The organism is Acinetobacter higginsii (genome assembly GCF_000369845.1).
Classification (GTDB): domain Bacteria; phylum Pseudomonadota; class Gammaproteobacteria; order Pseudomonadales; family Moraxellaceae; genus Acinetobacter; species Acinetobacter higginsii.
The window spans coordinates 356,608-381,766 of record NZ_KB850214.1 but is presented as its reverse complement, the minus strand read 5'-3'; the positions used below and the strand labels follow the sequence as shown (position 1 = coordinate 381,766).

Below are 25,159 nucleotides of genomic sequence, written 5' to 3'. Positions count from 1 at the left end.
AAATCGAATGTTTTTTCAATCATAGATAAAAAAATAGACTGCACACAGCAGTCTATTTTTGTAATGCGATTCTACAAGCTCAATTAGTTCAGAACTTGCCACACATTCCAGCGTTTTCCGGCTTCAACTTCTTTGATCAAACGATCAGTCACTTCTGCTTCGTCAGGATAGTTGATTTTATAGTTTTTCAAGGTTTGAAGCGCATTTTTCTTTTGCTCTAACCATAAATAGTTGTTGGCAGCAGAAAGATAAGCTTCTTGGACGCCACCTTTCATTGCTTTGTCTAAATATGGAATAGCCTCACGTTGACCACCACCTTCTGATAAGCCAAAACCGAACCAGAAGTTGGTTTCAGGGTCATTCGGGCTCATCGCGAGAATACGTTGCGCATAAGTTAATGACTTTGAAGTATAAGATGTACCTAAGTCTAAGTTACGTGCCATCACGCTTGCTTTAAACGCACGAGTCAAGATATCTAAAGAAGCATTTGGCTTTTCGGCTAAAGCATCTAGTTTCTGCGTGGTTTCTTTTAACTTGACTTCATAGCCCTTACGTTCTTGACGTTCTGGGAAACGAGGTGGATAGTGACGTGCTTTACCTTCAACTAATTGTAAAAAGTCATCGATTTCAGTGACATCAATTTCATTCTCACCAGCAAGAACCGCATATTTCATGTTGCGTTGTTTGTTGTCAATGGTTGGGATAATGAGCTTGTTGATATCCAAGGTTGTTGATTTTGATGGATCATTTTGTAATGACACGACCATTTTCGTGACAGGCTGAGCCGCAGCATCTTTGATCGCAACTTCAAAGCTTGGTGGGGCATCATACTTGGTTGGATTTAAAGCATAGAATGGAGGAGTTGGGTCTGGTTCCTTGAACACAAAGGGTTCAGCAACCTTCTCTTTTTTAACAGGGGCAACGCCACAGGCCGTCAAAAAAGAAGTTGAAAGTACAAGTAATGCCAAAGGCTTAAAATTCATGCTTTACATCCATTAATTTTAGTTAAATGAGAAGTAGATCGTTGGTTTCACCAGTCTAGGAAAAGCAAAACCAACTTGCAATGAGAAGCTTGTTACATTTTTTATATATTTGACTAGGTTGCCGAAGTTTTGTTCTGTGCTTCGCACTCACGTCTAACTTCTTCAATAATTTTGAGTTCTTCTTTACTTAATGGTTGAGTTTTTGAGTTTTGTGGTTTGAAACTTGGATCAAGTTCAGACAATCGCTTGCAGAGTACATTCATCTGTTTTTCATTTTTCTGCATACGATCCAATAAGACACGAATGCCTTCTAAGATTGGGTCGGACTGATCTTGCGTCGTTGCATAAGGTTGGAAACCAATACTTTCAGCATAGTCGCGACGACTAACTTCGTCTTGTTCGATTTGAGTTTTGTCTTTGAAAATATAGCGGGCAGGGTTACCAACAGCAGTTACACCAGCAGGTACTTCTTTGGTTACAACTGCATTTGAGCCGACTTTGGCACCTTTATGTACTGTAAATGGGCCCAAGATTTTTGCACCAGCACCAACAACCACACCATCTTCAAGTGTTGGATGACGTTTGCCTTTATTCCATGTGGTTCCACCTAAGGTGACGCTATGATAAAGCGTTACATCATCACCAATCTCAGCTGTTTCACCAATCACCACACCCATGCCGTGATCGATAAAAAATCGCTTACCGATTTTTGCACCAGGATGAATCTCAATACCAGTGGCAAAGCGGCTAAAAGAAGAAAGTAGGCGGGCGGTACCTTTGTATTCTTTTTTCCAAAGCTCATGTGCCATGCGATGCATAATCAGTGCATGGATACCTGGATAGGTGGTCAGGACTTCTAATGTATTGCGAGCCGCAGGATCACGCGCAAATACAGCTTTGATATCTTCTTTTAGCTGTTTAATCATGATTATGATCCTCCGTATTGGTCTTTTTCCATGAACCTTGGGCTAAAGCCTGTACGCGGCTAAAGATTCCACGTAATAAATGATACTCCATACGATCTAATTGTATCCTTCCGAATAGACGACGCAAGCGTAATGGGAGTAAACGGGGATTATTTGGATCTAAAAACTCGATTTCAGTCAACATTTTTTCTAAATGAGGATAAAACTGTTCCATTTGTTGTTGTGTAACCAATGGTTCATCCCATTCCATGCTTTGTTGTTGCTTCAGTTGCATGTGGTCATCTGGCTTGTCTTGAACTTGAGTATTTTGTTCAAGCGCAGCCATTCTTAACTCATAGCAAACCACTTGAATCGCTTGCGCGACATTGAGCACGCCATATTCAGGGTTTACTGGAATGGTTAAGTGATAATTGGCTAGGGCTAATTCTTCATTGGTGAGTCCACGATCTTCACGCCCAAACACAATTGCAATATTTTGTTGTTTGGTTGCAGCATCTAATGCTTCTTTTGCAGCAGGTCGAACATCTAGCAATGGCCATGGAATCGTGCGACTACGTGCACTGGTCCCAAACACCATATGACAATCTTGAATGGCTTGTTCCAAAGTTTCAACAATTTCAATTTGTTCAATTAAATCTTGCGCACCTGCTGCCAGTGCATCAATATCCGGATGTGGATAGGTCTTTGGTGCGACGAGTACAAGTTTTGATAAACCCATGGTTTTCATTGCGCGTAATGCACTACCAATATTGGCTGGTAGGGTGGTATTGACCATAACAATACGCACATGATCCAAATGTTTGGACACGTTGTTTGAGTCAAACAGGTTCATATATTATCCAAAATTAAGAGTATTGAGAGACTTCAGCTTGATAAAGATCCAGTGCTTCATCCATTGACATATTGTCTGGTGGAGGAGCTACCGTTGCAACTTTAGGTGCCTCAGCTGCTTTTGCAGCCTTCGATTTCACTTGGTATTCGATGAAAATGGTTTCTTTGCCAAAATAATCGCGTAACTTTCCAAGTAATTCATCTAATGGCACAACTTTCCATTGTGCACCTAAATGTAATTCAGCAGTTGCGAAGCTTTGTTCAAGCAGGATTTGCAGACCAATATGCTGACACATATCGATATTACAATAAGGTAACAGGATCGCTTGTAGATCCTTGGCCAAAGATTTGGTTATCAAATCTTGAGGGAGGCGAATTTGAATGCTTTGCGCGCGTTTTTGGCGAATTTCATTCAAATTAAAAGCTTTACTTAATCGTGCCATCGGGCGATCAAAGCCTTCACGCTCGTAAATTTCACCCTCAATCACTACAACCTGTTCTAAACGAACAATATCTTTATAGCGTTGAAAACGCTCATGGTTACAGCTAATTTCAACACGTGCTGTACCATCATCGAGTGTGATCATGATACGGTTCGGGAAGTTGGCAATATCAACCACCAGACCCGCAAAAACCGTAGTTACGCCACGACGTGTTGGGGTGAGTTCATTCAGTTTGGCAGAAATGAATGATTTTAATTCAGGGCGATAAACATCAATTGGGTGACCTGTGAGATACAAACCAAGTGTGTCTTTTTCACCTTTAAGGCGAACTTCATCAGCCCATGGTTTTACAGGCTTGGCTGGTTTACGCTGAACTTCTTCAACTTCACCAAACAAGTCCATGATACCCGTTTCACGATTACTTCGAGCTTGATCAGCTGCTTGGACTGCTTCAGGTAATTGAGCCATTAAACTTGAGCGTTCAATACCAAGACAATCCAGCGCACCTGCACGAATCAAAGCTTCTAAGGTACGCTTATTGATTTTTTTCAGATCAATACGATGACAGAAATCAAATAGATCCTTATATGGGCCTTCATTAATTCGTGAATCGATGACCGATTGCATCGCCTGTTCACCTACACCTTTGATCGCGCCTAAACCATACACAATGGTTTGCTCATCGCTAGCATGGAAGTGATATAAAGACATGTTCACAGAAGGTGGAAGTACTTCTAACTTGTTATTACGGCAGTCGTCAATCAAGAAGACGATACTGTCCGTATTCTGCATTTCCGATGATAAAACCGCCGCCATAAACTCAGCAGGGTAATGTGCTTTTAACCAAGCCGTATGATAGGCAACTAGGGCATATGCAGCGGCATGTGATTTGTTAAAACCATAACCTGCGAATTTTTCCATATAGTCGAAAATATGGTTGGCAGTTGCTTCATCAATATCTTTTTTCGACGCGCCTTCAATAAAGATCTGGCGTTGTTTGACCATTTCTTCAGGTTTCTTTTTACCCATGGCACGGCGGAGTAAATCCGCACCGCCAAGGGTATAACCTGCACAGAACTGTGCAGCCTGCATTACCTGTTCTTGGTAAACCATAATCCCGTAGGTCGGTTCTAACACACCTTCCAATAAAGGATGTAGATATTCAAACTCACCACCATGCATACGGTGGATAAAGTCAGGAATAAGATCCATAGGACCTGGTCGATATAAGGATACGAAAGCAATAATTTCTTCAAATTTGCTTGGTCTTGCTTCCTTGAGCATTTTTTTCATACCGACGGATTCAAACTGGAATACCGCTGTGGTATTTGCATTGGCAAAGACCAGATACGCATCTTTGTCATCCAGTGGGACATCGGCAATATTAAGTGGTATTTCAGCCTTGATTCTTTTATTAATATTTTGAACCGCATCTTCAATCACGGTCAGGTTACGTAAGCCCAAGAAGTCAAACTTAACCAGACCTGCAGCTTCTACGTCATCTTTGTCGTATTGTGCGACACGGTTAGTACCATCTGCATCACACAGTACCGCGGAGTAATCGGTAATTTTACCTGGCGCAATAACGACACCACCCGCATGTTTACCTGTATTACGGGTAATACCTTCAAGTTTGAGTGCCATTTCCCAGATTTCAGCAGCATCATCATTGTCAGGGTTGGATGGATTGGTGACGATATCTTTAAGCTGCGGCTCCATGTCAATCGCTGTGGCCAAATCGACACCCAGCGGTTTTGTTGGAATCATTTTTGAAATACGGTCAGCAAGACCATAAGACTTACCAAGGACACGTGCTACATCTCGAATCGCACCTTTTGCTGCCATGGTACCGAAGGTCGCAATCTGTGATACTGCTTGGCGACCATAGTTTTGGGCCACATATTCAATCACACGGTCACGGCCAGCAATACAGAAATCGACGTCGAAATCGGGCATCGAAACACGTTCTGGGTTTAAGAAACGTTCAAACAGCAAATCATATCGTAATGGATCAAGGTCGGTAATTTTTAAACTATAGGCAACCAATGAACCAGCACCTGAACCACGACCAGGACCTACAGGTACGCCATTATTTTTGGCCCATTGAATAAAGTCCATGACGATCAGGAAGTAGCCAGGAAATCCCATCTTGAGAATGATATCAACTTCGTATTTGATTCGTTCATCATAAGGCTTCCGAATCTCAGCCCAATCTTCATCACGTTCAGCAATTGGATAAAGATGATTTAAACGTTCCTCTAAACCTTCACGAGACAAATGTTCAAAATAGGTGTCGATGGTATAGCCATCTGGAATCGGGAAGTCAGGTAAGAAATAAGTGCCGAGTTGCAATGCAACATTACAACGTCTTGCAATATGGTAGGTATTTTCAATCGCACTTGGAATATCTGAGAATAGCTCAGACATTTGCTCGCCAGTTTTGAAATACTGCTCAGTACTATAGTTTTTAGGACGTTTATCATCACCTAAAACATAGCCGTCGGCGATACAAACACGAGCTTCATGCGCTTCAAAATCGTCTTGTTTAACAAAGTGCACATCATTATGCGCGACTACACCAATTTGATATTTAGCGGCAAGTTTTACTGCTTGCTGAATGAAATCCTCTTCCCCAACACGTTCAGTCCGTGTTAAAGCTAAATAGACACGATTTCCAAACTTTTCAATCCATGCTTCTAATAAAGGTTCTGCTTTTTGTGGATTGGAAGAGCAGAGCATTTTACCAACATCACTATGTTGGCCCAGTAAAACAATCAAATCTTCAGCTTGCTCAAGTACCCATTCTTTTTGTACACAAGGGAGACTGAGTTGCTGGCCTTCAATAAAACCTCGCGACACGATTTCAGTCAGATTGCGCCAACCTGTACTGCTCATGGCCAATAAGGTTGCACGATGTTCAGCATCATTTAAGCGAATGACACTGCCTAGAATAGGCTTAATCCCTTTTTTTAAACAGGATTCATAAAACTTGACTGCAGCATGTAGATTGGATAAGTCAGTCAATGCCAGTGCGGGCATTTCGTTTGTTACGGCAGCCTTGACCAAATCAGGTATGCGAACAATCGATTCCGTGATCGAAAATTCTGTGTGGATACCGAGATGAACAAACCGCATAGAAGGACTATCCTTTTTTAAAGCAACGCATAGTTTAGCATGCAAACCGAAAATGACATGCTTAATATTTTGGCAAACCGTGTGTTTGCTTTGTTATTTTTATAAAATATTAAAAATTAGTTTTTGATTTTTCAGTAGATATAAATATCTATTTACACAAAGTGTTTTACCGCTAGAATGTAATCGAATAAAAATGTAGCAATGTGAGCGAAATAATGAAATTAAAAAACATCGTATTTTCAATATTATTGACTAGTAGTTTATTTACCTTCAGTCATGCGGATGATGTGTCCTTTAGCCAAGAACTCGTACAACAAGCGAAAGCGGGGGATGCGACGGCACAGAACAATTTAGGTGATGCTTATTATTATGGAAACGAGATTGATCAAGATTTTGGTAAAGCACTGGAATGGTTTAAAAAAGCGGCAGCAAAAGGCAATGCAGATGCGATTTTTTCAGTTGGCTATATGTATGATTATGGCGAAGGTACAGAAGAAGATAATCCAACTGCTTTGAAATGGTACACCCAAGCGGCACAAAAGGGTCAGCTCTATGCACAATACTATTTAGGTTATTTGTATCTCTATGGTGATGATGGTGTGAGTGTAAATACCAAAAAAGGAGTGGAGTGGATGACCAAGTCAGCTGATGCTGGTTTGGATATGGCACAAGCTGAACTCGGTCATTTATACAATGATGGTGAGGGAGGTGTGCCACAAGATCTCAAAAAAGCACTGCATTATTATCAGTTAGCTGCGAAACAAGAAGAGTCTTCTGCCATTAATAACTTAGGTATTTTTTATTTAGAAGGCAAGGCTGGATTAAAACAAGACTATAAAGAAGCTTTACGTTTATTTAGTTTGGCTTCTGGTGCAGGAAATGGTTTGGGTTCTTCTAATATTGCGTATATCCATGAAGAGGCCAAAGGTGTTGCAAAGAATTATAAAAAAGCAGCAGAGTTTTATGAGCTCGCAGTGGCACAGGGTGAGGACGAAGCCTTACTGGATTTGGCTCGATTATATGAAAAAGGTGGTTATGGTTTGACTAAAAACCTAAAAAAATCGAAAGAATATGAAGCGCAGTGGGATGAGTTACAGGATTCTGATTCTTAAATAAAAAAAGCCCCCAAAATTTAAAGGGGGCTTTTTTTATTAACGCATCTTGGCTAAGAAGCGACTCAAGCGATTGATCGCTTCACGTAGTTCATTTTCAGCAGGTAAGAACACTACACGGAAGTGATCTGGTGTTTGCCAATTAAACCCTGTGCCTTGTACCAAAAGAACTTTCTCTGCTCTTAATAAATCCAACATTAATTTTTCATCATCTTCAATTGGATAAATTGTTGGGTCGAGTTTTGGGAAGCAATACATTGCGCCATCAGGTTTAACACAACTCACACCTGGGATCTCATTCAGCATTTCCCACGCAATATTACGTTGTTCGTATAAACGACCACCTGGTCGAATCAAGTCATTAATCGACTGATAACCGCCTAAGGCTGTTTGAATTGCATATTGCGCTTGGTGGTTGGCACATAAGCGCATTGAAGCCAGCATGTCCAAGCCTTCAATATAATCTGCTGCACGCGCTTTATCGCCTGTAATCGCCATCCAACCCGCGCGATAGCCTGCAATACGGTAGGCTTTTGATAAGCCATTAAAAGAGATACATAGTTGATCGCCAGCTAATGCTGCAACAGCTACATGCTCAATGCCATCATAAACGATTTTGTCGTAAATTTCATCAGCAAATAAAATCAGGTCATGTTTTTTCGCCAAAGCCACAATTTGCTCTAATACATGACGAGGATACACAGAACCTGTCGGATTGTTTGGATTGATAATCACAATGCCGCGTGTATTCGGTGTGATTTTGCTTTCCATATCTGCAATGTCAGGATACCAGTAGTTTTCAGAATCACACTTATAGTGAATTGCTGTACCACCCGAAAGATTCACTGCTGCTGTCCATAATGGATAGTCAGGCATAGGCACCAGCATTTCATCGCCGTCATCAAGTAGGCCTTGCATCGCCATCACGATCAGTTCAGAAACACCATTACCGACATACACATCATTGACATGCATATCAAAAATGCCTTTTTGCTGGTAGTACTGGCAAATGGCTTTACGAGCAGGGAAAATCCCTTTCGAATCAGTATAACCAATTGCATTTGGAAGGTTTAAAGCAACGTCATTAATAATTTCTTGTGGTGCTTCAAAACCAAAAGGTGCAGGGTTACCGATATTCAGTTTGATGATCTTATGTCCTTGCTCCTCCATTTCGTTGGCGGCGCGTAATACTGGTCCACGAATGTCATAACAAACATGCTCAAGCTTAGATGATTTTTTAATTTCTCGGCTTGATTGATTAGACTGGGGAACAACAGTATTTTTTGACATAGCTGGATTCACTTTTGCATATCGGTATAAATAACTTTTAAAGGTTTCAACACTTACCAAATTTAGATCGTGTTGATCTCTCAGCAATTCAACAATTTTTTCATGGGTGAAACCTGATTGTTGATATTGTCTGATGGTTGGTAATAAGTTTTGGAAAACCACACTTTTTTTCTGAGACATTGTTTGTCCTATACAACCGTGCGAAATTAGAATAACACCATATTTGCTTACGCAAAAGACAATATTGTTAAAAATTGCTTACTATGTGGATTTAATTTGCTTTCTTTTTGCTTTTTGTGATTTTATTGCTTAAATTTCACCAAATTATACGATCTGAGACTAGAGTTTTTTTTTTGAATGGCGTAAATATAAAACCTGATCATTAAGATAGTTCTAACATCAGAATAAAAGGTGCAGGTTATGGGAAAAGTGAATAAAACAGACCGGGAATGGCAAAGAGAATTATCACCTGAAGAATACCGCATAACTCGTCAAAAGGGCACAGAACCCGCATTTACTGGACAATATTGGAACAATAAACAACATGGCACATATGTTTGCCGTTGTTGCGGTGCGGAATTGTTTTCTTCAGAAACAAAATACGATAGTGGTTGTGGTTGGCCGAGCTTTTTTAGACCTATTGACAGTGTTGCAATCGAAGAACATGAAGATTTATCACACGGTATGGTCAGAACAGAAATTGTCTGCCATGATTGCGATGCACATTTGGGCCATGTGTTTGAGGATGGTCCACAGCCGACAGGACTGCGTTATTGTGTGAATTCGGCATCATTACAACTTAAAACAGAAGAAAAGAACGACGAGGAAACGTATCCATGAGTAACATTTATCAGTTTGAAGCTGAATTGTTAGAGGGAGAAACAAAAGCGCTCGCTGATTATAAAGGCAAGGTCATGCTGATTGTAAATACTGCAAGCAAGTGTGGTTTTACTCCGCAGTTTGCGGGACTTGAGAAACTTTATGAAAAATATAATGCTCAAGGCTTAGAGGTTTTAGGATTTCCGTGTAATCAATTTGGAGGACAGGATCCAGGGACAAATAAGGAAATTGGCGCATACTGCCAGCGTAATTATGGGGTGAGTTTTCCTATGTTTGCTAAAGTTGATGTCAAAGGGCCTGAAGCACATGTGATTTTTCGTTATTTGACTCGTGAGGCAAAAGGTCTTTTGGGGAGCCGAAATATCAAATGGAACTTTACTAAGTTCTTGGTGGGGCGTAATGGTGAGGTTTTAGAGCGTTATGCGCCAACGACTAAGCCAGAGGCTTTGGAAGCTGATATTGAAAAAGCATTGGCGAAGAAATAAATGAGCAAAGTTTTTGGTTGAGGTTTGAATTCTTTTGGACTCAACTGTTGAATTCTGGAGTGATCCAGACATGCCTTATGTTGAAACGCGTAGGGCATGTCAAAGTCGAATCTGCTATAAATCCCACAGCCATCCGACCTTTTCAATTGGTGCTGTTGATATTGGACAGAGCCGCTTTTCAAGTACTTTTGCACAAGAGCAAGTCATTCAGGCAGGGACTTTGGTGGTTATTCCTGCGCACGTAGAACATTCTTGTAATCCTTTACCTGATCAGGCATGGAGTTACCAGATGATGCATTTGGATGCTGCTTGGTTAACCTCCTTGATTGAAGAACTGCACCAAGATATTGCTTTAGAGATTGATAGACAAACAATATATCTCCCTCAGTTAAGACCAACTATTGTTCATGATGTAAAAGCTTACGACGCATTTACAGCTTTGAATCAGCTACTATTTAACGAGCAGATTTCAGTACTCGAAAAAGAACAGTATTTAATTCAAACCTTAACAGAGATTCTAATACCGAGTTTTCATTGGGAAAAGATACATTCCTCTCATTATTTTCAGCAGTATCTTCCAGACTTATTGGAATGCCTTGAAGACAATATTGAGAATCTGTCTCTGCAAGAGCTTTCCGAAAAGATGAACATGAGTCGTTATGCTTTGATACGATTATTTAAACATTACTTTGGATTAACCCCACATGCTTATCAGTTGAACTATAAGGTTAACCAAGCTCGGCAGCGTTTAAGAGAACCTGATCGTGATTTAGCAAGATTGGCATATGAACTCGATTTTAGCGATCAAAGTCATTTTCATCGTGTTTTTAAGCAACATACAGGCATAACACCTAAGCAATATTATAAAAAATCTTAGCCCACGCAATTTTATACAAGAATTAAGCCTTATAGCTTTTTAAGCTGACTCCGATTCACTTGGAGAGCATCTATGGAGCTTTTTCTAACCATCGCCATCACCCACTTTATTGGATTACTGACACCAGGCGCAGATTTCTTTTTAATTTTAAAGACCTTGATACAGAGCCAGAAAAAGGCTGCGAGATTTACTTGTGCAGGCATCGCACTGGGGAATGCCATCATCTTGATCAGCATCTATTTGAGTCTATTTATCATTGGTCAGGTGAATACAGAATTATTCATCTTCATGAAGTGGTTGGGTGTTGTTTATTTTGCCTATTTGGCGATTCAATGTTTTCGTTTGGCTCAATCAGCACAGCGGGTCAATGAACTTGCTGATCAATGCCTTGATCAACCACAAAAGCATGCTTACCTGAAGGCGTTTCTGTCGGGATTACTTTCCAGTGTGTTGAACCCGAAAAATTTGATGTTCTATAGCGTATTGGTAATCTTGATTTATCCGCAATATAATTTTGTTCAAAATGCATTGCTGTGTCTTTGGATGGTGGTGTTGGTGTTGATCTGGAATCTCGCTATTGTTCAATTGATCGGTTCAAGCATTTATCTGTCGTGGTTAAATCGGCATCTGCACCATTTATATTATTTAGCTGGATTCAGTTTTTTGTTGTTTATGCTGGTACTGATCATGTATTAAATAAAAAGACGGTCATTTGACCGTCTTTTTATTCAAGTTATGCAAGCTTATTGAGTCGGCTCAACAGGTTGATGTGGTGTCTTCCTAAAGCTATGGATCTTGCGATTAATATCATCGATAAAGGTGTATACCACAGGAATCACCAATAACGATAAGAAGGTACTGGTAATCAAGCCACCAATGACTGAGATTGCCATTGGTGCACGGAAACTCGGATCGGTACCAATCCCGAGTGCAATTGGAAGCATCCCCGCACCCATTGCTAGCGTGGTCATGATAATTGGACGTGCCCGTTTATGGCAGGCATCGAGTAGGGCATTGAATCGTGAATAATGCTTTTCATTCCTTGCGATAATCGCGTAATCGACTAGTAGAATCGAGTTCTTACTGGCAATCCCCATCAGCATAATCAGACCAATCAAACTTGGCATTGAGAAACTACTTTTTGCTAAAAGCAGCATCACGAATGCACCACCGAGGGATAAAGGTAAGGCCACCAGAATGGTAATTGGCTGTAAAAAGTCTTTAAATAACAACACCAACACAACGTAGATACACAGTACACCTGTGAGCATTGCTAAACCAAAACTAGAGAACAATTCCTGCATCACTTCAGCATCACCAATATTGGTACGCTTCACCGTAGGTGGTAAATTCTTCATCGTCGGTAGTTGATCAACTTTGGCAGCAATATCTCCCAACGGTTGATTATTCAATTCAATATTGAAGTTAATGTTACGTAAACGGTTGAAACGGTCAATTTGTGATGGACCACTTTCGATGTTGACGTCTGCAATGGTACCGAGCATCACAGGACCTCGACTACCTTTCACCATCAAGCGTTTCATGAGTTCTTGATCTTGACGGGCAGCCAGTGGCAGTTTAATTACAACAGGCACTTGGCGTTGAGATAAGTTCAATTTCGCAAGGTTTTGATCAAAATCACCCGCGGTCGCGATTCGTAAAGTCTCAGCAATATCGTAAGTGGTCACACCTAAATCAGCGGCTTTGGCAAAATCAGGGCGAATCACTAACTCAGGACGGATCAAGGCTGCACTCGAGGTGATACTGCCTACATTCGGAATGGTGCGTAATTCGCGTTCTAGGCTACGTGCCGTTGCCATTAAGGCTTCTGGATCATCACCTGATAAAGCCAGTTGGTATTGACTGTTATTACCCGCTAAGCCAACTTGAATGCGTGCACCCGGAAGAGGGGCAAGACGTTGGCGCAGTTGATCTTCAATGTCTTGTAGGCTGGCACTACGATCTGAACGTTCCGTGGTTTGAATCGTGAGTGTTGCTTTACGCGGTTCACTTGATGCACCACCTGCAAAAGGATCTGTTCCCGCAGCACCGCCACCAATCGTGGTATAGATACTTTTAATTTCAGGATGATCTTTAATCAGCGTACGTGCATATTCGGCAGTCTTAAGTGTATCTCCAAACTGTGAACCCGGGGTGAGCTCCAAACGAACTTGGGTTTGTCCTGTATCGGGTGGGGGAACGAAGCCTGTAGGTAATAATGGAATCAGCATGACTGAGCAGATAAAAAAGGCAATTGCACCAGCTAAAGTGATCCAGCGATGATTCAGACACCATGTCACCAAACGCATATAGCCACGCATAACTTTGCCATCTTTAGCACGGTCTTTGGCTAGACTGCTTGTGCCTTGATCAGTAGCTGTTTGTACTGTTGCTGATTCATCCTGTTGTTCAACTTTACCGACCCATGGTTTCAGAATATAGGCGGACATCATTGGGGTGAGTAAACGCGCAACAAGCAGTGAGGCAAAGATCGAAAGAGCCGCCGTCCAACCAAACTGAACGAAAAACTTACCTGCGATACCACTCATAAACGCAGTGGGTAGGAATACGGCAATCAATGTGAAGGTGGTGGCAATTACGGCCAGACCAATTTCATCGGCTGCTTCCATGGCCGCCTCATAGGGCGTTTTCCCCATGCGTAAATGCCGTATGATATTTTCAATCTCAACAATGGCATCATCGACCAGAATACCCACCACCAATGACATGGCTAAAAGCGTAACGGTATTGAGGGTAAAGCCAAAGAAATACATACCAATTAAGGCGGGTAAAATCGATAATGGCAGAGCAGTTGCAGCAATAATGGTGGCACGCCAGTCACGTAAGAACAACCACACCACCAAGATCGCTAATATTGCACCTTCATATAACAGTGACATCGAGCCTTTATAGTTATCTTCGACTGGCTTTACAAAGTTAAAGGCTTCGTTGATTTTAATATCGGGATGTGCCGCTTTGAGTTTATCTAATGCGACGACGACCCCTTTTTCTACATCGACTTCACTAGCGCCCTTACTTCGTGTGATTTCGAAGCCAATCACAGGTTGTCCATTTAACAGTGCAGCGGAACGCCGTTCAGCCATACCATCACGAACAGTTGCAACCTGATCCAGACGAATATGTCGACCATCACTGAGAGCAATATCCATTGCACCAATTTCATCAGCTGTTTTTACTGTCGCAATGGTGCGGATGGATTGTTCACTACCCCCGATTTTGGTTTGACCGCCAGAAGCATCTTGCTGAATCAAACGTAGTTGACGGGTAATGTCGGTTGCAGTTGCATTCAGCGCCAACAGTTTTTCAGGATCGAGCTCGACTTCAACTTGACGCGTGACACCACCAACACGAGCAACCGCACCAACGCCTTTAACCTGTAACATCGCGCGGGCGATATCATAGTCTACGAACCATGACAGCGCTTCTTCATCCATCTTTGGCGATTGAATGGTGTAAGTCAGGATTGGCGAACCTGAAAGATTGATCTTACTGACAATTGGATCTCGTAGATCAGCGGGTAAGTCAGAACGAACTTGAGATACCGCATTGCGCACATCATCCACAGCTTCTTGTAGAGGTTTTTCTAATTGAAACTCCGCTGTGACAGTGACAACACCATCTTGAATGTTGGTGTACTGATTCCTTAAACCTTGTAGGGTTGCGATCGAGTTTTCAATCTTACGTGCGACTTCGGTTTCAAGCTGAGGTGGTGCAGCCCCGGGTAGTGCGGCGGTAACAGTGACCATCGGCAGTTCAATGTCAGGGAACTGCTGGATCTTCATCCATTTAAAACAGAGCAATCCTGCCAAACCAAGCATAATAAATAACAGAATGCCGGGGATTGGATTTCGGATTGACCAAGCAGAGAAATTCATATTATTTCTCCTGTGTGGTCACAAGTTGTTTGCTAAGTGGTGTCTCTGGAATGTCTTTGGCAATACTGACCAGATCGCCATCAGCTAAGAAACCTGTACCTGAAGAAACCACTTTTACATTCGCTGGTAAATTCAAGAGTTCGACACGATCTCCCAAACGGCGACCAACAATGACTTTCTGTTGGGTGACACGATTCTTGTCATTGACAATAAAGACATAGGCAAAACCATCACGCAACAGTAGGGCAGTTTGAGGAACCGTCAATGCGAGTTTCTGACCTAAATCAAATTCACCTTTAACAAACATGCCCATACGCACAGCCTGAGTTGTTGGAATGTCCACATAAACCAAGCCATAACGGGTTTGTGGATCAATCACAGGTGCAATCATTCTAACTTTACCTGTCACAGAAGGTTGGGCTGGGTCAGGTGAAACAATATGTGCGGTCATGCCTTGTTTGAGCTTGTATAAATCCGATGTGGTCACTTCGGCACGCCATTCTAAACGATGATCACGAATCAGGCGGAACAGCTCTTGACCTGTTTGTGCAAGAGATCCGACCGTTGCTGTACGGGCTGAAATGACGCCATTGTCAGGTGAAACCACTTGAGTCTGTGCTAAGCGTAATTGATTACTTTCAATTTGTGCTTTGGCTGCATCTAGACGTGCTTGGGCTGTCGCTTGTGAGGTTTGATACTGTGTAGACTCTTGCGCTGAAATTGCGCCTGTATTTTTCAGTTGCTGGATACGTTTATTGTTGGTAATCGCATCTGCCAGTACCGCTTGAGCTTCTGCATAACTGGCTTTGGCTGCTGCCAAATCGGCACGAATGGTTTCGCTATTAATTTCAGCCAAGACCTGACCACGACGCACTTCATCGCCGACATTGACATTCACACGGGTAAGACGCTGACCTGAGAGTTCGCTGCCAATCACCACTTCTTGCCATGCCGCAATATTGCCATTAGCAGTAAAGGTTTGTTCCCAATTTTGTTGTTGGGGTTGAACAATTGTTACAGTTAAAGCGGCTTTTTGTTCAGTGGTATCTGCGTTTTTAGCCTTTTCAGGATTCACTGATTTTTTAGCAGTTCCAGTCTGCCAAACCACAACTGCAATCATTAAAAGTACAACCGCAATTGCTAAAATGAGCCAACCCTTTTTCTTTATTTTCTTGGGAGTTTGAGAAGTCATCTTTCCATAGTCATCAAGTTTTGATGGCTAAGTATAGACGAAGATTTCAACAGTTGCTCAATAGCCCATAGACAGATAAAAAAATTAATAAAGTCGCTTAGGTTTATGACTTTTAAGCTTAGGAAAAGTGTGAATTGTTTCAATTCCGAACTTTTGATTTTACCCAAAATGATAATTATTGTTTAAAGAGGCAGTAAACGATTTGAGACTACATTTTTCATGACAATGGTTGAGGTTAGTCGCTGTACATTGGGTAAGGCCGACAGGCTGTCATCATAGAGTTTTTGGAAACTGGCCAAGTCTTTAGCAACGACGTGCAGTAGATAATCTGGATTTCCAAATAATCGTTGTGCCTGAATCACATTGCCAATTTCAATGACTTTTTCTTCAAAGCTAGAAAGTGCTTTTTTATCTCCATCTTTTAAAGTGACAAAGATAATCGCTGAGAAATTAAGGCCAATTTTTGAGGCTTCTAGATCAGCATGGTAGCCTTTAATCACACCACTTTCTTCTAATGCTTTAACACGACGATGGCAAGGCGACAGACTTAAACCGATTCTTTCTGCAAGTTCTGTGATAGATAATCGCCCATTTGCTTGTAGCTCAGTAATAATTTTCTTATCAATGCGATCCATTTGGAAGAATCTCCCTTCGGGCTTTGAATATATAGAAGTATTTGGAATAACATTTTCACCATTAAAGCATATCCTTTCTCAACAATCTTCACCAAATGGTGAAAATGCTATCAAAGATAGCCTTGTTGATGTGAGAAGGGCTTTGCTTATGGAACTTAGTGTGATTTTTGCATTTTGGTGCGTTTCGATTTTATTCGTATTAACGCCAGGTGCGGACTGGGCTTATGTCATTCTTGCGGGCATCAAAGGTAAATTTATCCTGAATGCCGTCACTGGTTTGGTGTTTGGGCACCTCATGGCGATCTTATGTGTTGCAGCTGGTATGGGAGCTTTGGTGCAACACTATCCGATTTTACTCACTGTGATGACGGTCATGGGCGCTTGCTATTTGTTATGGATGGGCATCAATCTATTTATACATCCAGCGACCATTTCAACTGAGACCGATATAACGCAAACGCTTGATTCAGCAGGTTCATGGTTGATTAAAGGAGTGGGGATTAGTGGCTTAAACCCAAAAGTATTGTTGTTATTTTTTGCCTTATTGCCACCGTTTACTCATCCACAAATGGAATTTTCACCAACCGTACAAATTATTTTGCTAGGGCTCATTCATTTAATCAGCTGTGCTGTGGTGTATATGTTGGTTGGTATAGCAGCCAAGAAATTGCTTAGAAGCAGACCACGTGCAGTAAAAGTAGTCAGTCGTATTTCGGGTGGATTGATGATGCTCATCGCAGGAATCCTATTTATTGGGCAAATTTAAAACTTAAGTCTTTTCATAAATAAAAAAATCCCCGAATATTCGGGGATTTTTTTATTTATAGAATGGCTTTCAGTCGCTTGACCACTTCTTCGCACTGCGCCAAATCTGCAACAAGTGCCATTCTGACATGACCTTCGCCTGGATTGCCTTGTTCGGTGTCACGAGACAAATAACGACCCGGTAAAACCTTAATATGCGCTTTTTCCATCAGCATTTTGGCAAAAGTTTCATCGTTGTCCACTTTTAACCAGTAGTAGAAGCCCGCATCTGGTTTTTGTAAAGGCAATAAATGACCGAGTTCAGACTGGAATAAATCAAACTTAGCACGATACTGCTGACGGTTTTCTTCAACATGTGCTTCATCATTCCACGCTGCAATAGATGCCAATTGATTTTGTACGGGCATCGCAGCGCCGTGATAAGTACGGTATTGCAAATAAGGTTTCAATAAAGCCGCATCACCCGCAACAAAACCAGAACGCATGCCTGGTAAGTTTGAACGTTTAGATAATGAATGGAACACGATGCAATTTTTATAATCATCACGTCCCATTTCGGCACAAACTTCTAACAGACCGATTGGCGCTTGATCAAACCAAAGTTCTGAATAACATTCATCCGATGCAATCACGAAACCATATTGATCAGACAGGGTGATCAGTTTTTTAAACTGTTCTTTAGATAGAACCGTTCCTGTTGGATTACCTGGTGTGCACACAAACAGTAATGCTGTTTTTTCCCAGACTTCCGCTGGAACTGCATCAAAGTCACCTAAGTAACCATTTTCTTCAGTGCAGTTAATAAAATAAGGTTTTGCACCTGCAAGCAGGGCGGCACCTTCATAAATCTGATAAAACGGATTTGGCATTACCACATAAGGTGCATCTTCACGCTTAATCAAAGCTTGTACAAAAGAGAAAATACCTTCACGTGTACCAGAAACAGGCAGGATATGATCTTCTGCACTAATATGATTCAACTTGAATCGATTGCTGAGCCATTGTGCAATACTTTGGCGCAACTCAGGCAGGCCTTTGCTGTTCGGGTAGGTCGATAGATGGGCAAAATTATCAATAATCGCTTGTTTAACGAACTCTGGTGCAGGATGTTTAGGCTCACCAATTGATAAAGGAATCAATGGTAAATTGGCAGGTTGCACATCTTTAAAAAGTTGATTTAACTTTTCAAAAGGATAGGGATGCAATAACGACAAGCTAGAGTTCATTTAAACAGTTACCAAACAATAAAATTTAAGATGGATTACAAATTTGATTCGATGCTTCATCTAAAGCGGACTTTAAGCTTTCCGCAAAAGTTTTCACTTCTTCATCGGTGAGCAAGACACCATTTTTCTTGGTGACAAAGAAAATATCTTCGGCACGTTCACCCAGTGTGGCAATTCTTGCAGAATGGATATCCAAACCTTGCAACATGAACAAACCACCAATACGCGCCAACAGACCTGGATGGTCGAGGGTTGAGATTTCAACCATGTGCTGCTGCAGCGTAGGGTTCAAGACAATATCTACAGTATTTTGCACATCAAAATGACGCAAATGACGTGGAATACGGCGTTGCATGATTCCCGGATATTGATCCGAGTGGCTCAATGCGTCGACTAGCGCGGCTTTCACTTTGCGTTCGCGATCTGGATCAGTCAGTAAGGTACCAAAACGATCAAGGACCAGATAAGTATCTAAGCTGAATGAAGTTGAGGCGGTGATAATACGTGCATCTTGAACATCAAGATTCATACGATCCAGTACCGCAACGGTAGTAGCAAACAAGTTCGGTTGATCACGGGTATAGATAAAGATCTGAACCGCATCATCAGCAGCATTACGATGCGCCCGTAATAAAACCAAAGGTTCTGGATTATCGCCGTGTTGCAGAATGGCTTGGGTATGCCAAGCAATTTCATTGGCTGACTCTTTGACAAAGTATTCATCGCCCAGCTCTTGCCAGACTTTCTCAACTTCAGCGAGAGAGAAGTCATTGACCAGGAGTTCACTGGCAGCAAATTTGGTATCTTCAATCAGCATTTGATAGTCAACTGGACGACCTAAGCCTGAACGAATCACATCACGTGCGTAGGTATAGAGCTGACGCATCAAGGACGCACGCCATGTATTCCACAGTTTCGGATTGGTTGCGTTAATGTCGGCAACTGTCAGGGTATAAAGATAATCGAGATGCTCCATATCACCGACTTTTTCAGCAAAGTCTTTGACTTCGTCAGGGTCTGAAATATCTTTTTTCTGTGCAGTGAGGGACATTAACAAGTGATTGTTAATCAGCCATGCAACCAGTTTGCATTCACGCTCGGTAAAGCCATGGGTACGGCAGAATTCAATCGCATCCAGTGCACCAAGTTCACTATGATCACCACCACGACCTTTGGCAATATCATGGAAAATTGCAGCCATATACACGATGTCATGGCGGGCAATACGCTGGAACACAGAGCTGACCACTGGGAATTCTTTGGCAAATTCAGGTTCTTTAAAGCGACTTAAATTGCGGAGTAATAACAGGGTGTGTGCATCGACCGTATAAATATGGAACAGATCGTACTGCATTAAGCCTGTAATCTGTCCAAAAGCAGGAATGTAATTGCCCAATACACCGTAACGCTTCATCGCTACCATGGTGTCATATAAATGCGGTGAGCGAATAATCGACATAAACAAGGCTTGATGTTCTGGATTGTCGCGGAAGCGTTGATCAATCCGTTTTGCAGCAAGCACCAGTAGGCGTAAGGTGCGGGCACGAATACCGGTAATTTCAGGTCGATTTGCCAATAAGTAGAATAGCTCTAAGATGGCAATTGGTTCTTCAGAAAATACTTTGTGATGTTGAACAGCCAATTTCCCATCGACAATTTTAAAACGTTCATTAATATCAATAATGTGGCGTTCATAATCAGGTAGGCGTGGGGTAATCACCGATTCATTAAAATAGGCGAGTAGCATTTCATTGAGCGTTGAAACTTGCTGCGCGGTACGATAGTAGCGCTTCATAAACTGTTCAACAGCAAAGTTAACAGGCTGACCTTCTTCACGCACATAACCAAATTTTGCCGCGATATCACGTTGATATTCAAACAATAAACGGTTTTCATCGCGTTTGGCTAAACGGTGTAAGTGGGTTCGAATTTCCCATAAAAAGCTTTCGGCCTCTTCCAATACACCTAGTTCAAATTCAGTGATAAAACCCAAATGCACAAGATCATAAATACGATTGACGCGGAAGTGACGTTTGGCAATCCAGCCAATCTGATTGATATCCCGAATACCCCCTGGGGCATTTTTAATATCAGGTTCTAAATTACTTTCGGTATTGTTGTGTTGCGCATAACGTTTGGCTTGTTCGACCATTTTGGCATCATAGAAAGTTTGATCTGTCCATGTTTGCGCAACGATACGGCGTGGCCATTTTGCCAGTTGCTGATTACCAGTTATGAGACGAGCTTCAATCAATGTAGTCGCAACAGTTAAATCATTAATGGCTTGTTCAACACAGTTTTGAATGGTACGAACGCTGATCCCCGGTTTGAAATTACCGACATCCCATAAAGAAGAAATAAAGGTCGAGATCAGTTTTTCTTGTTCTTCACTGATTTCATCCTCAGACAAAATCATGATATCGGTATCTGAATAGGGTAGCATTTCATGGCGACCATAACCGCCTACTGCAAATAAGCCCAATTCAGTTTGATCTAAGCCTGCATGATTCCAAAGAAAGATCAGGGCCTCATCAATAGAGTCTGAACGCGCTCCAATCACGTCACGAATAGGTTGACCATTTTCATAGCTCTCCTGTAATTGCTTTTCTACATCCGTACGCCATTGGTTAATGGCTTGAATATCATGAAGACTGGTGACGTAGTTCAACAAAGGAGAGGTCTTGATCATAAAGCTGGATCTTCTATCAAAGCCCCCCTAAAAAGAGGGGAAATTGTGATGATAATAACCTAAGGTCATCTTAAGCGTTAGTTTGTACACTCACTTGGTCTGCGGCTTGCTGTGCCAATTCACGTGCAAGATCAGTCGTTTCAGCGCGAGCAGTTGCAACGCCCATACGGCGACGTTTAAAGCCCTCAGGTTTGCCAAATAGACGTAAGTCTGTGTTTGGATTTGCTAAAGCAAGATTCAAGCCAGTGAAACTCAAGTTTTTAGCATCAACACCTGCATAAATCACCGCACTTGCAGCCACACTATGACGTGCTGTATTGACAGGTAGACCGAGAATTGCACGGGCATGTAATTCAAATTCACTTTGGAATTGTGAAGCTAAAGTGACTAGACCTGTATCATGAGGGCGAGGTGAAACTTCACTAAACCAAACTTTATCGCCTTTAATAAACAGCTCTACACCGAAGATACCACAACCGCCTAAAGCAACAGTGACTTTATTGGCAATGCGTTTTGCTTCTTCCAGTGCAGCAGGTGTCATTGGTTGTGGCTGCCAGCTTTCCACATAGTCACCTGCATCTTGACGGTGACCAATCGGATCACAGAAATGGGTTTCGATTTCGCCTGTTTCTGGATTTTTTGCACGAACGGTAAGCAAGGTAATTTCAAAATCAAAATCAATTTGCGATTCAATAATCACGGTGCCTTGATTGACGCGGCCGCCTTGCATTGCATAATCCCAAGCAGCATCCACTTCATCAAAGCTCTTCACACGAGATTGACCTTTACCTGAAGAAGACATGACAGGTTTTACAAAGTTTGGATAACCAATGTCATCACAGGCAGCACGGAAGCTTTCTAAGGTATTGGCAAAGCGATAAGCAGAGGTTGGCAGGCCGAGTTCTTCAGCAGCTAAACGACGAATGCCTTCACGGTTCATGGTGAGGTTAACTGCTTTTGCAGATGGAATCACCGTTGCAGTTTGGCTTTGTTCAATTTCAACCAAAACTTCTGTGGCAATGGCTTCAATTTCAGGAACAATTAAATTGGGTTTGATCTTTTCAATCAGTTGTTTTAATTCGGTTGGATCGGCCATATTTAGGGTATAAGCATAGTGTGCGACTTGCATGGCAGGCGCGTGATCATAACGATCTGCAGCATGAACTTCGACACCTAAGCGTTGTAAAGAAATCACAACTTCTTTACCTAGCTCTCCAGAACCTAACAGTAAAACCTTAAATGCAGAAGATTGAAGTGGAGTTCCAAGAGTGACGCTCATGCGAATAATCCTATCCTGAGTAATTTGCGTTTAAGCATAGCAGAACTTTTTGTGGAATTAAGCTAATCTGACACAAAAAACCTGCTTTTTGTTAGACAGAAAATTGCACTTTATCTGCGATTTGGCTGCTTACACATCTACCTGATAATTCAGTTGTAATTCATCTGCATGTTGACCACGGATTCCCCAATTGCATTTCGGTGTTTCAAAAATTGTAATTTCAATATCTTGTGTTGAAATCCCACATTGTTGCTCTATATAAGTGAAAATATTTTGAATCAAACGTTTTTTGGCTTCAGTGCTTCTGCCTTCAAACATCGAAATTTCGATAATTAGATAATGCTGGCTCCGATCATTGGGATAGATAAAGTCTTCTTTCGCTAGCGCAATAAAACGCTGAAATTTCTTTTCGATAGGATAGTTCAAACTTTCAACTAGTGCTTGATGTACGGCATGAGAAAGTTGATTCCTAAACTGCTCGATGGTGGTTTGTAAGGCATAAATCTTGATCTGTGACATTGTGGATTTCTTCCTTCTCGAAGTTTTAGTTTTTTATAGATGGACAAGTCTGACAGTATGCTGAACAAAAACATAAAATCAATTACTTAGAATAAAAAGCATTCTGCTGGGTAAATAAGTAACAATCATTGAGAATTATTCCCAAATTGACTAGCATAATGTCCAAATGTTTCATCGGCGATTTGCTATGTCTAATCCAAACTCTCGTGTATCCGCAATCCTGTTGTGTAGTGCATTTTTATTGGCTGCTTGCGGAAACTCAAATAATGAGCCAAAAGAAAAGGTCGAAATCAAACCTGCGCCGAAACTTAACAACGATGCCACCACCTATGCCAATACAGCATGGAAGTTGATCAATGACATCGATCCGATTATTTATAATAAACAAGTGACTGAGATTGAAGAAAAAGTCAGAAAACCATTGCGTCAGCTCAGCACTGATTGGCGTATCAATGTCAAAATGACCGATTCCGTAACGGAGGGCAAATATGCCTTGTGTCGTAAAGCATTGACCAGTTTGGATACTTGGGCACGTGATGTAAAAGATAATGCCAATGCATCGACTCAGAAGCAGACTGATTACGAGCGTGATAAAGCACAGTGTAAGGATGCAATTGATAATCCCGCGCTAGGCAATACTTCACCTAAGTAAGCATATACAAATAAAAAAGCGAGATGTTTTATCTCGCTTTTTTATGGTTAAAGACATCAAACGCTTATGAGGTTTTGACCGTTTTTGCTGCTTCCTGTTTGGCTTTTGTTGCGGTGGTACTGGCTGCTTTTTTCGTATCTGTTGTTGCTTTCATCGCATCGTGTTTTGCAGTATCTTTCATTTTCGTCATGTCATGCTTTGCAGTATCTGTTGTTTTGGTTGCTTCTTTCTTGGTTTTTACCACACTTGTTGCAACACATTTGCCACCTTTGTGATTTGGTCCTGTACCACCTTGGATTTGAGTTCCTTTCGGGCAGGCAAATGCGCTAGCGCTGAGTACTGTAAATAGGCCTGCTGTTAAAATCGTTGCAATTTTTCTCATGATTGTCATCTGCATCGGGTAAGCGATAGTGCTTAGCTTTAATGTATGCGTGTTGAGGACAGGAAAGCAGACTGATTTTGTGAAATATTTTAGGGCATCAGTAGTATTTTATAGTGAGAGTTTATCTTTTAATTTATGTTTAAGCTTAAAAGCATATTGCAAAAAATGCTGTGCTTATCCATTTAAAATACAAGACATTATACTTATGCTTTTAGGTGACCGACTGTTGCCAATTTTCTAAGTCGATCTAAATCAATGACTTCGATTTTCTTAAAACCAAGCTGAATGACGCCTTGCTTTTCGAACAGGTTGAGCTCTTGATTTACTGTCTGTCTAGATACCGTCAACATATTGGCCAATTGGTCTTGTGAAATTTGAATACTAAAATCCTGAATAAACGAACGATTTCCATAACCCTCTAAAATAAACAATAAGCGTTGTGCCAGACGCTGGGTAATGCTTTGGGTTTGAATCGCAATTTGCTCTAAAAATACATAGCGTAGTTTCTGACTGGTCAGCAAGGCAAAGTAGTACCAGTAATACGGATTCTGTAGCAAGAAATCATTGAGTGGTTGTGCTGGTATTTGTAGAACCACGCTTTTCTTCAATGCAATCGCATCATGTGAGCGGGGTTGCTGGTCGATGAGGGAAATTTCACCAAACCACATGATCGGTTCAGCAATTGCAGCAATCGCTTCATTGCCATTGACGTCTATATAACCCAAGCTAATTGAGCCTTCCAATACGCCATAAACTCCATCAAATCGATCTTGCGCACTAAAAACGGCTGCATTTTTCTCGACGATATGTTTCTTACCATGTTCAATAATAAAATTTTGAAAAGGCTCGGCTAGATGGCTAAACCATGAGTTTTGCTGCAAATGTTGGATATAAATCGAATCTAGCACAACGAGTTCCTTTGAGAAAAATAAATCCATTTGTCAGCTACATGACAACTTCGCTGCAATATTTCTTATAGATTAACAGCATAAACGAATTATA

Annotated in this window: 21 protein-coding genes; 7 read left to right on the top strand and 14 right to left on the bottom strand. The window is 41.5% G+C overall.

Features of this window, described 5'->3' with window-relative positions; genetic code table 11:
• Positions 1-83: 83 nt before the first annotated feature.
• The 4 genes from F885_RS10575 to dnaE all read right to left on the bottom strand — a co-directional run bounded on the left by F885_RS10575 (position 84) and on the right by dnaE (position 6,318).
• On the bottom strand, positions 84-983 hold the full coding sequence (locus tag F885_RS10575; RefSeq protein ID WP_005316242.1) for an ABUW_2363 family tetratricopeptide repeat lipoprotein: 900 nt from the start codon (positions 981-983) through the stop codon (positions 84-86).
• A 113-nt stretch (positions 984-1,096) separates the two neighbouring features.
• A complete protein-coding gene (gene cysE, locus F885_RS10580; RefSeq protein ID WP_005316235.1) occupies positions 1,097-1,909 on the bottom strand; it encodes a serine O-acetyltransferase in 813 nt (270 codons plus the stop codon).
• The gene (locus tag F885_RS10585) at positions 1,902-2,741 is read right to left on the bottom strand and encodes an RNA methyltransferase (protein ID WP_004807869.1); all 840 of its coding nucleotides are present in this window, start codon (positions 2,739-2,741) and stop codon (positions 1,902-1,904) included. The genes cysE and F885_RS10585 overlap by 8 nt, the downstream gene beginning before the upstream one ends.
• A gap of 13 nt (positions 2,742-2,754) precedes the next feature.
• On the bottom strand, positions 2,755-6,318 hold the full coding sequence (gene dnaE, locus F885_RS10590; RefSeq protein WP_005316232.1) for a DNA polymerase III subunit alpha: 3,564 nt from the start codon (positions 6,316-6,318) through the stop codon (positions 2,755-2,757).
• A 215-nt stretch (positions 6,319-6,533) separates the two neighbouring features.
• On the opposite strand from dnaE, the gene F885_RS10595 reads away from it, so the two are divergent.
• On the top strand, positions 6,534-7,430 hold the full coding sequence (locus F885_RS10595; RefSeq protein ID WP_005202958.1) for a tetratricopeptide repeat protein: 897 nt from the start codon (positions 6,534-6,536) through the stop codon (positions 7,428-7,430).
• Between the two features lie 39 nt (positions 7,431-7,469).
• On the opposite strand, the gene F885_RS10600 is transcribed toward F885_RS10595, so the two are convergent.
• Positions 7,470-8,900, bottom strand: coding sequence for a pyridoxal phosphate-dependent aminotransferase (locus F885_RS10600; protein ID WP_005316229.1), 1,431 nt, complete (start codon positions 8,898-8,900; stop codon positions 7,470-7,472).
• 240 nt (positions 8,901-9,140) lie between these two features.
• Between F885_RS10600 and msrB the strand changes: the two genes are divergently transcribed.
• From msrB to F885_RS10620, 4 genes are all read left to right on the top strand, one after another.
• Entirely contained in the window at positions 9,141-9,560 is a 420-nt protein-coding gene (gene msrB / locus F885_RS10605) for a peptide-methionine (R)-S-oxide reductase MsrB (protein WP_004653048.1), read from the top strand.
• Positions 9,557-10,045, top strand: a complete 489-nt coding sequence (locus tag F885_RS10610) for a glutathione peroxidase (RefSeq protein WP_004653049.1) — start codon at positions 9,557-9,559, stop codon at positions 10,043-10,045. Before msrB ends, F885_RS10610 begins: the two co-directional genes overlap by 4 nt.
• A gap of 28 nt (positions 10,046-10,073) precedes the next feature.
• Positions 10,074-10,922 carry an AraC family transcriptional regulator gene (locus F885_RS10615; protein WP_212749836.1) on the top strand — a complete coding sequence of 283 codons (849 nt, stop codon included), beginning with the start codon at positions 10,074-10,076 and terminating at the stop codon, positions 10,920-10,922.
• A 72-nt stretch (positions 10,923-10,994) separates the two neighbouring features.
• The gene (locus tag F885_RS10620) at positions 10,995-11,618 is read left to right on the top strand and encodes a LysE family translocator (protein WP_005316222.1); all 624 of its coding nucleotides are present in this window, start codon (positions 10,995-10,997) and stop codon (positions 11,616-11,618) included.
• Between the two features lie 47 nt (positions 11,619-11,665).
• On the opposite strand, the gene F885_RS10625 is transcribed toward F885_RS10620, so the two are convergent.
• From F885_RS10625 to F885_RS10635, 3 genes are all read right to left on the bottom strand, one after another.
• Positions 11,666-14,818, bottom strand: a complete 3,153-nt coding sequence (locus F885_RS10625) for an efflux RND transporter permease subunit (RefSeq protein ID WP_005316219.1) — start codon at positions 14,816-14,818, stop codon at positions 11,666-11,668.
• Position 14,819: 1 nt separating this feature from the next.
• On the bottom strand, positions 14,820-16,010 hold the full coding sequence (locus F885_RS10630; protein WP_005316216.1) for an efflux RND transporter periplasmic adaptor subunit: 1,191 nt from the start codon (positions 16,008-16,010) through the stop codon (positions 14,820-14,822).
• 182 nt (positions 16,011-16,192) lie between these two features.
• The gene (locus F885_RS10635) at positions 16,193-16,645 is read right to left on the bottom strand and encodes an Lrp/AsnC family transcriptional regulator (protein ID WP_005316213.1); all 453 of its coding nucleotides are present in this window, start codon (positions 16,643-16,645) and stop codon (positions 16,193-16,195) included.
• Positions 16,646-16,793: 148 nt separating this feature from the next.
• On the opposite strand from F885_RS10635, the gene F885_RS10640 reads away from it, so the two are divergent.
• A complete protein-coding gene (locus F885_RS10640; protein WP_005316209.1) occupies positions 16,794-17,411 on the top strand; it encodes a LysE family translocator in 618 nt (205 codons plus the stop codon).
• 55 nt (positions 17,412-17,466) lie between these two features.
• On the opposite strand, the gene dapC is transcribed toward F885_RS10640, so the two are convergent.
• From dapC to F885_RS10660, 4 genes are all read right to left on the bottom strand, one after another.
• Positions 17,467-18,636 carry a succinyldiaminopimelate transaminase gene (gene dapC / locus F885_RS10645; protein ID WP_005316206.1) on the bottom strand — a complete coding sequence of 390 codons (1,170 nt, stop codon included), beginning with the start codon at positions 18,634-18,636 and terminating at the stop codon, positions 17,467-17,469.
• Positions 18,637-18,661: 25 nt separating this feature from the next.
• Entirely contained in the window at positions 18,662-21,325 is a 2,664-nt protein-coding gene (glnD, locus tag F885_RS10650; RefSeq protein WP_005316204.1) for a [protein-PII] uridylyltransferase, read from the bottom strand.
• 70 nt (positions 21,326-21,395) lie between these two features.
• Positions 21,396-22,613: a formate-dependent phosphoribosylglycinamide formyltransferase gene (gene purT / locus F885_RS10655; RefSeq protein WP_171068210.1), complete on the bottom strand. Its 1,218-nt coding sequence runs from the start codon at positions 22,611-22,613 to the stop codon at positions 21,396-21,398.
• A gap of 120 nt (positions 22,614-22,733) precedes the next feature.
• A complete protein-coding gene (locus tag F885_RS10660) occupies positions 22,734-23,123 on the bottom strand; it encodes a tautomerase family protein (RefSeq protein WP_005316197.1) in 390 nt (129 codons plus the stop codon).
• A 187-nt stretch (positions 23,124-23,310) separates the two neighbouring features.
• On the opposite strand from F885_RS10660, the gene F885_RS10665 reads away from it, so the two are divergent.
• Positions 23,311-23,775 (top strand): hypothetical protein, encoded by a 465-nt coding sequence (locus F885_RS10665; RefSeq protein ID WP_005316193.1) that lies wholly within the window; start codon positions 23,311-23,313, stop codon positions 23,773-23,775.
• Between the two features lie 64 nt (positions 23,776-23,839).
• Here F885_RS10665 and F885_RS10670 read toward each other — a convergent pair whose 3' ends face one another.
• On the bottom strand, positions 23,840-24,157 hold the full coding sequence (locus tag F885_RS10670) for a hypothetical protein (RefSeq protein WP_005316191.1): 318 nt from the start codon (positions 24,155-24,157) through the stop codon (positions 23,840-23,842).
• A 203-nt stretch (positions 24,158-24,360) separates the two neighbouring features.
• A complete protein-coding gene (locus tag F885_RS10675) occupies positions 24,361-25,065 on the bottom strand; it encodes a Crp/Fnr family transcriptional regulator (protein ID WP_005316188.1) in 705 nt (234 codons plus the stop codon).
• Positions 25,066-25,159: the final 94 nt, after the last annotated feature.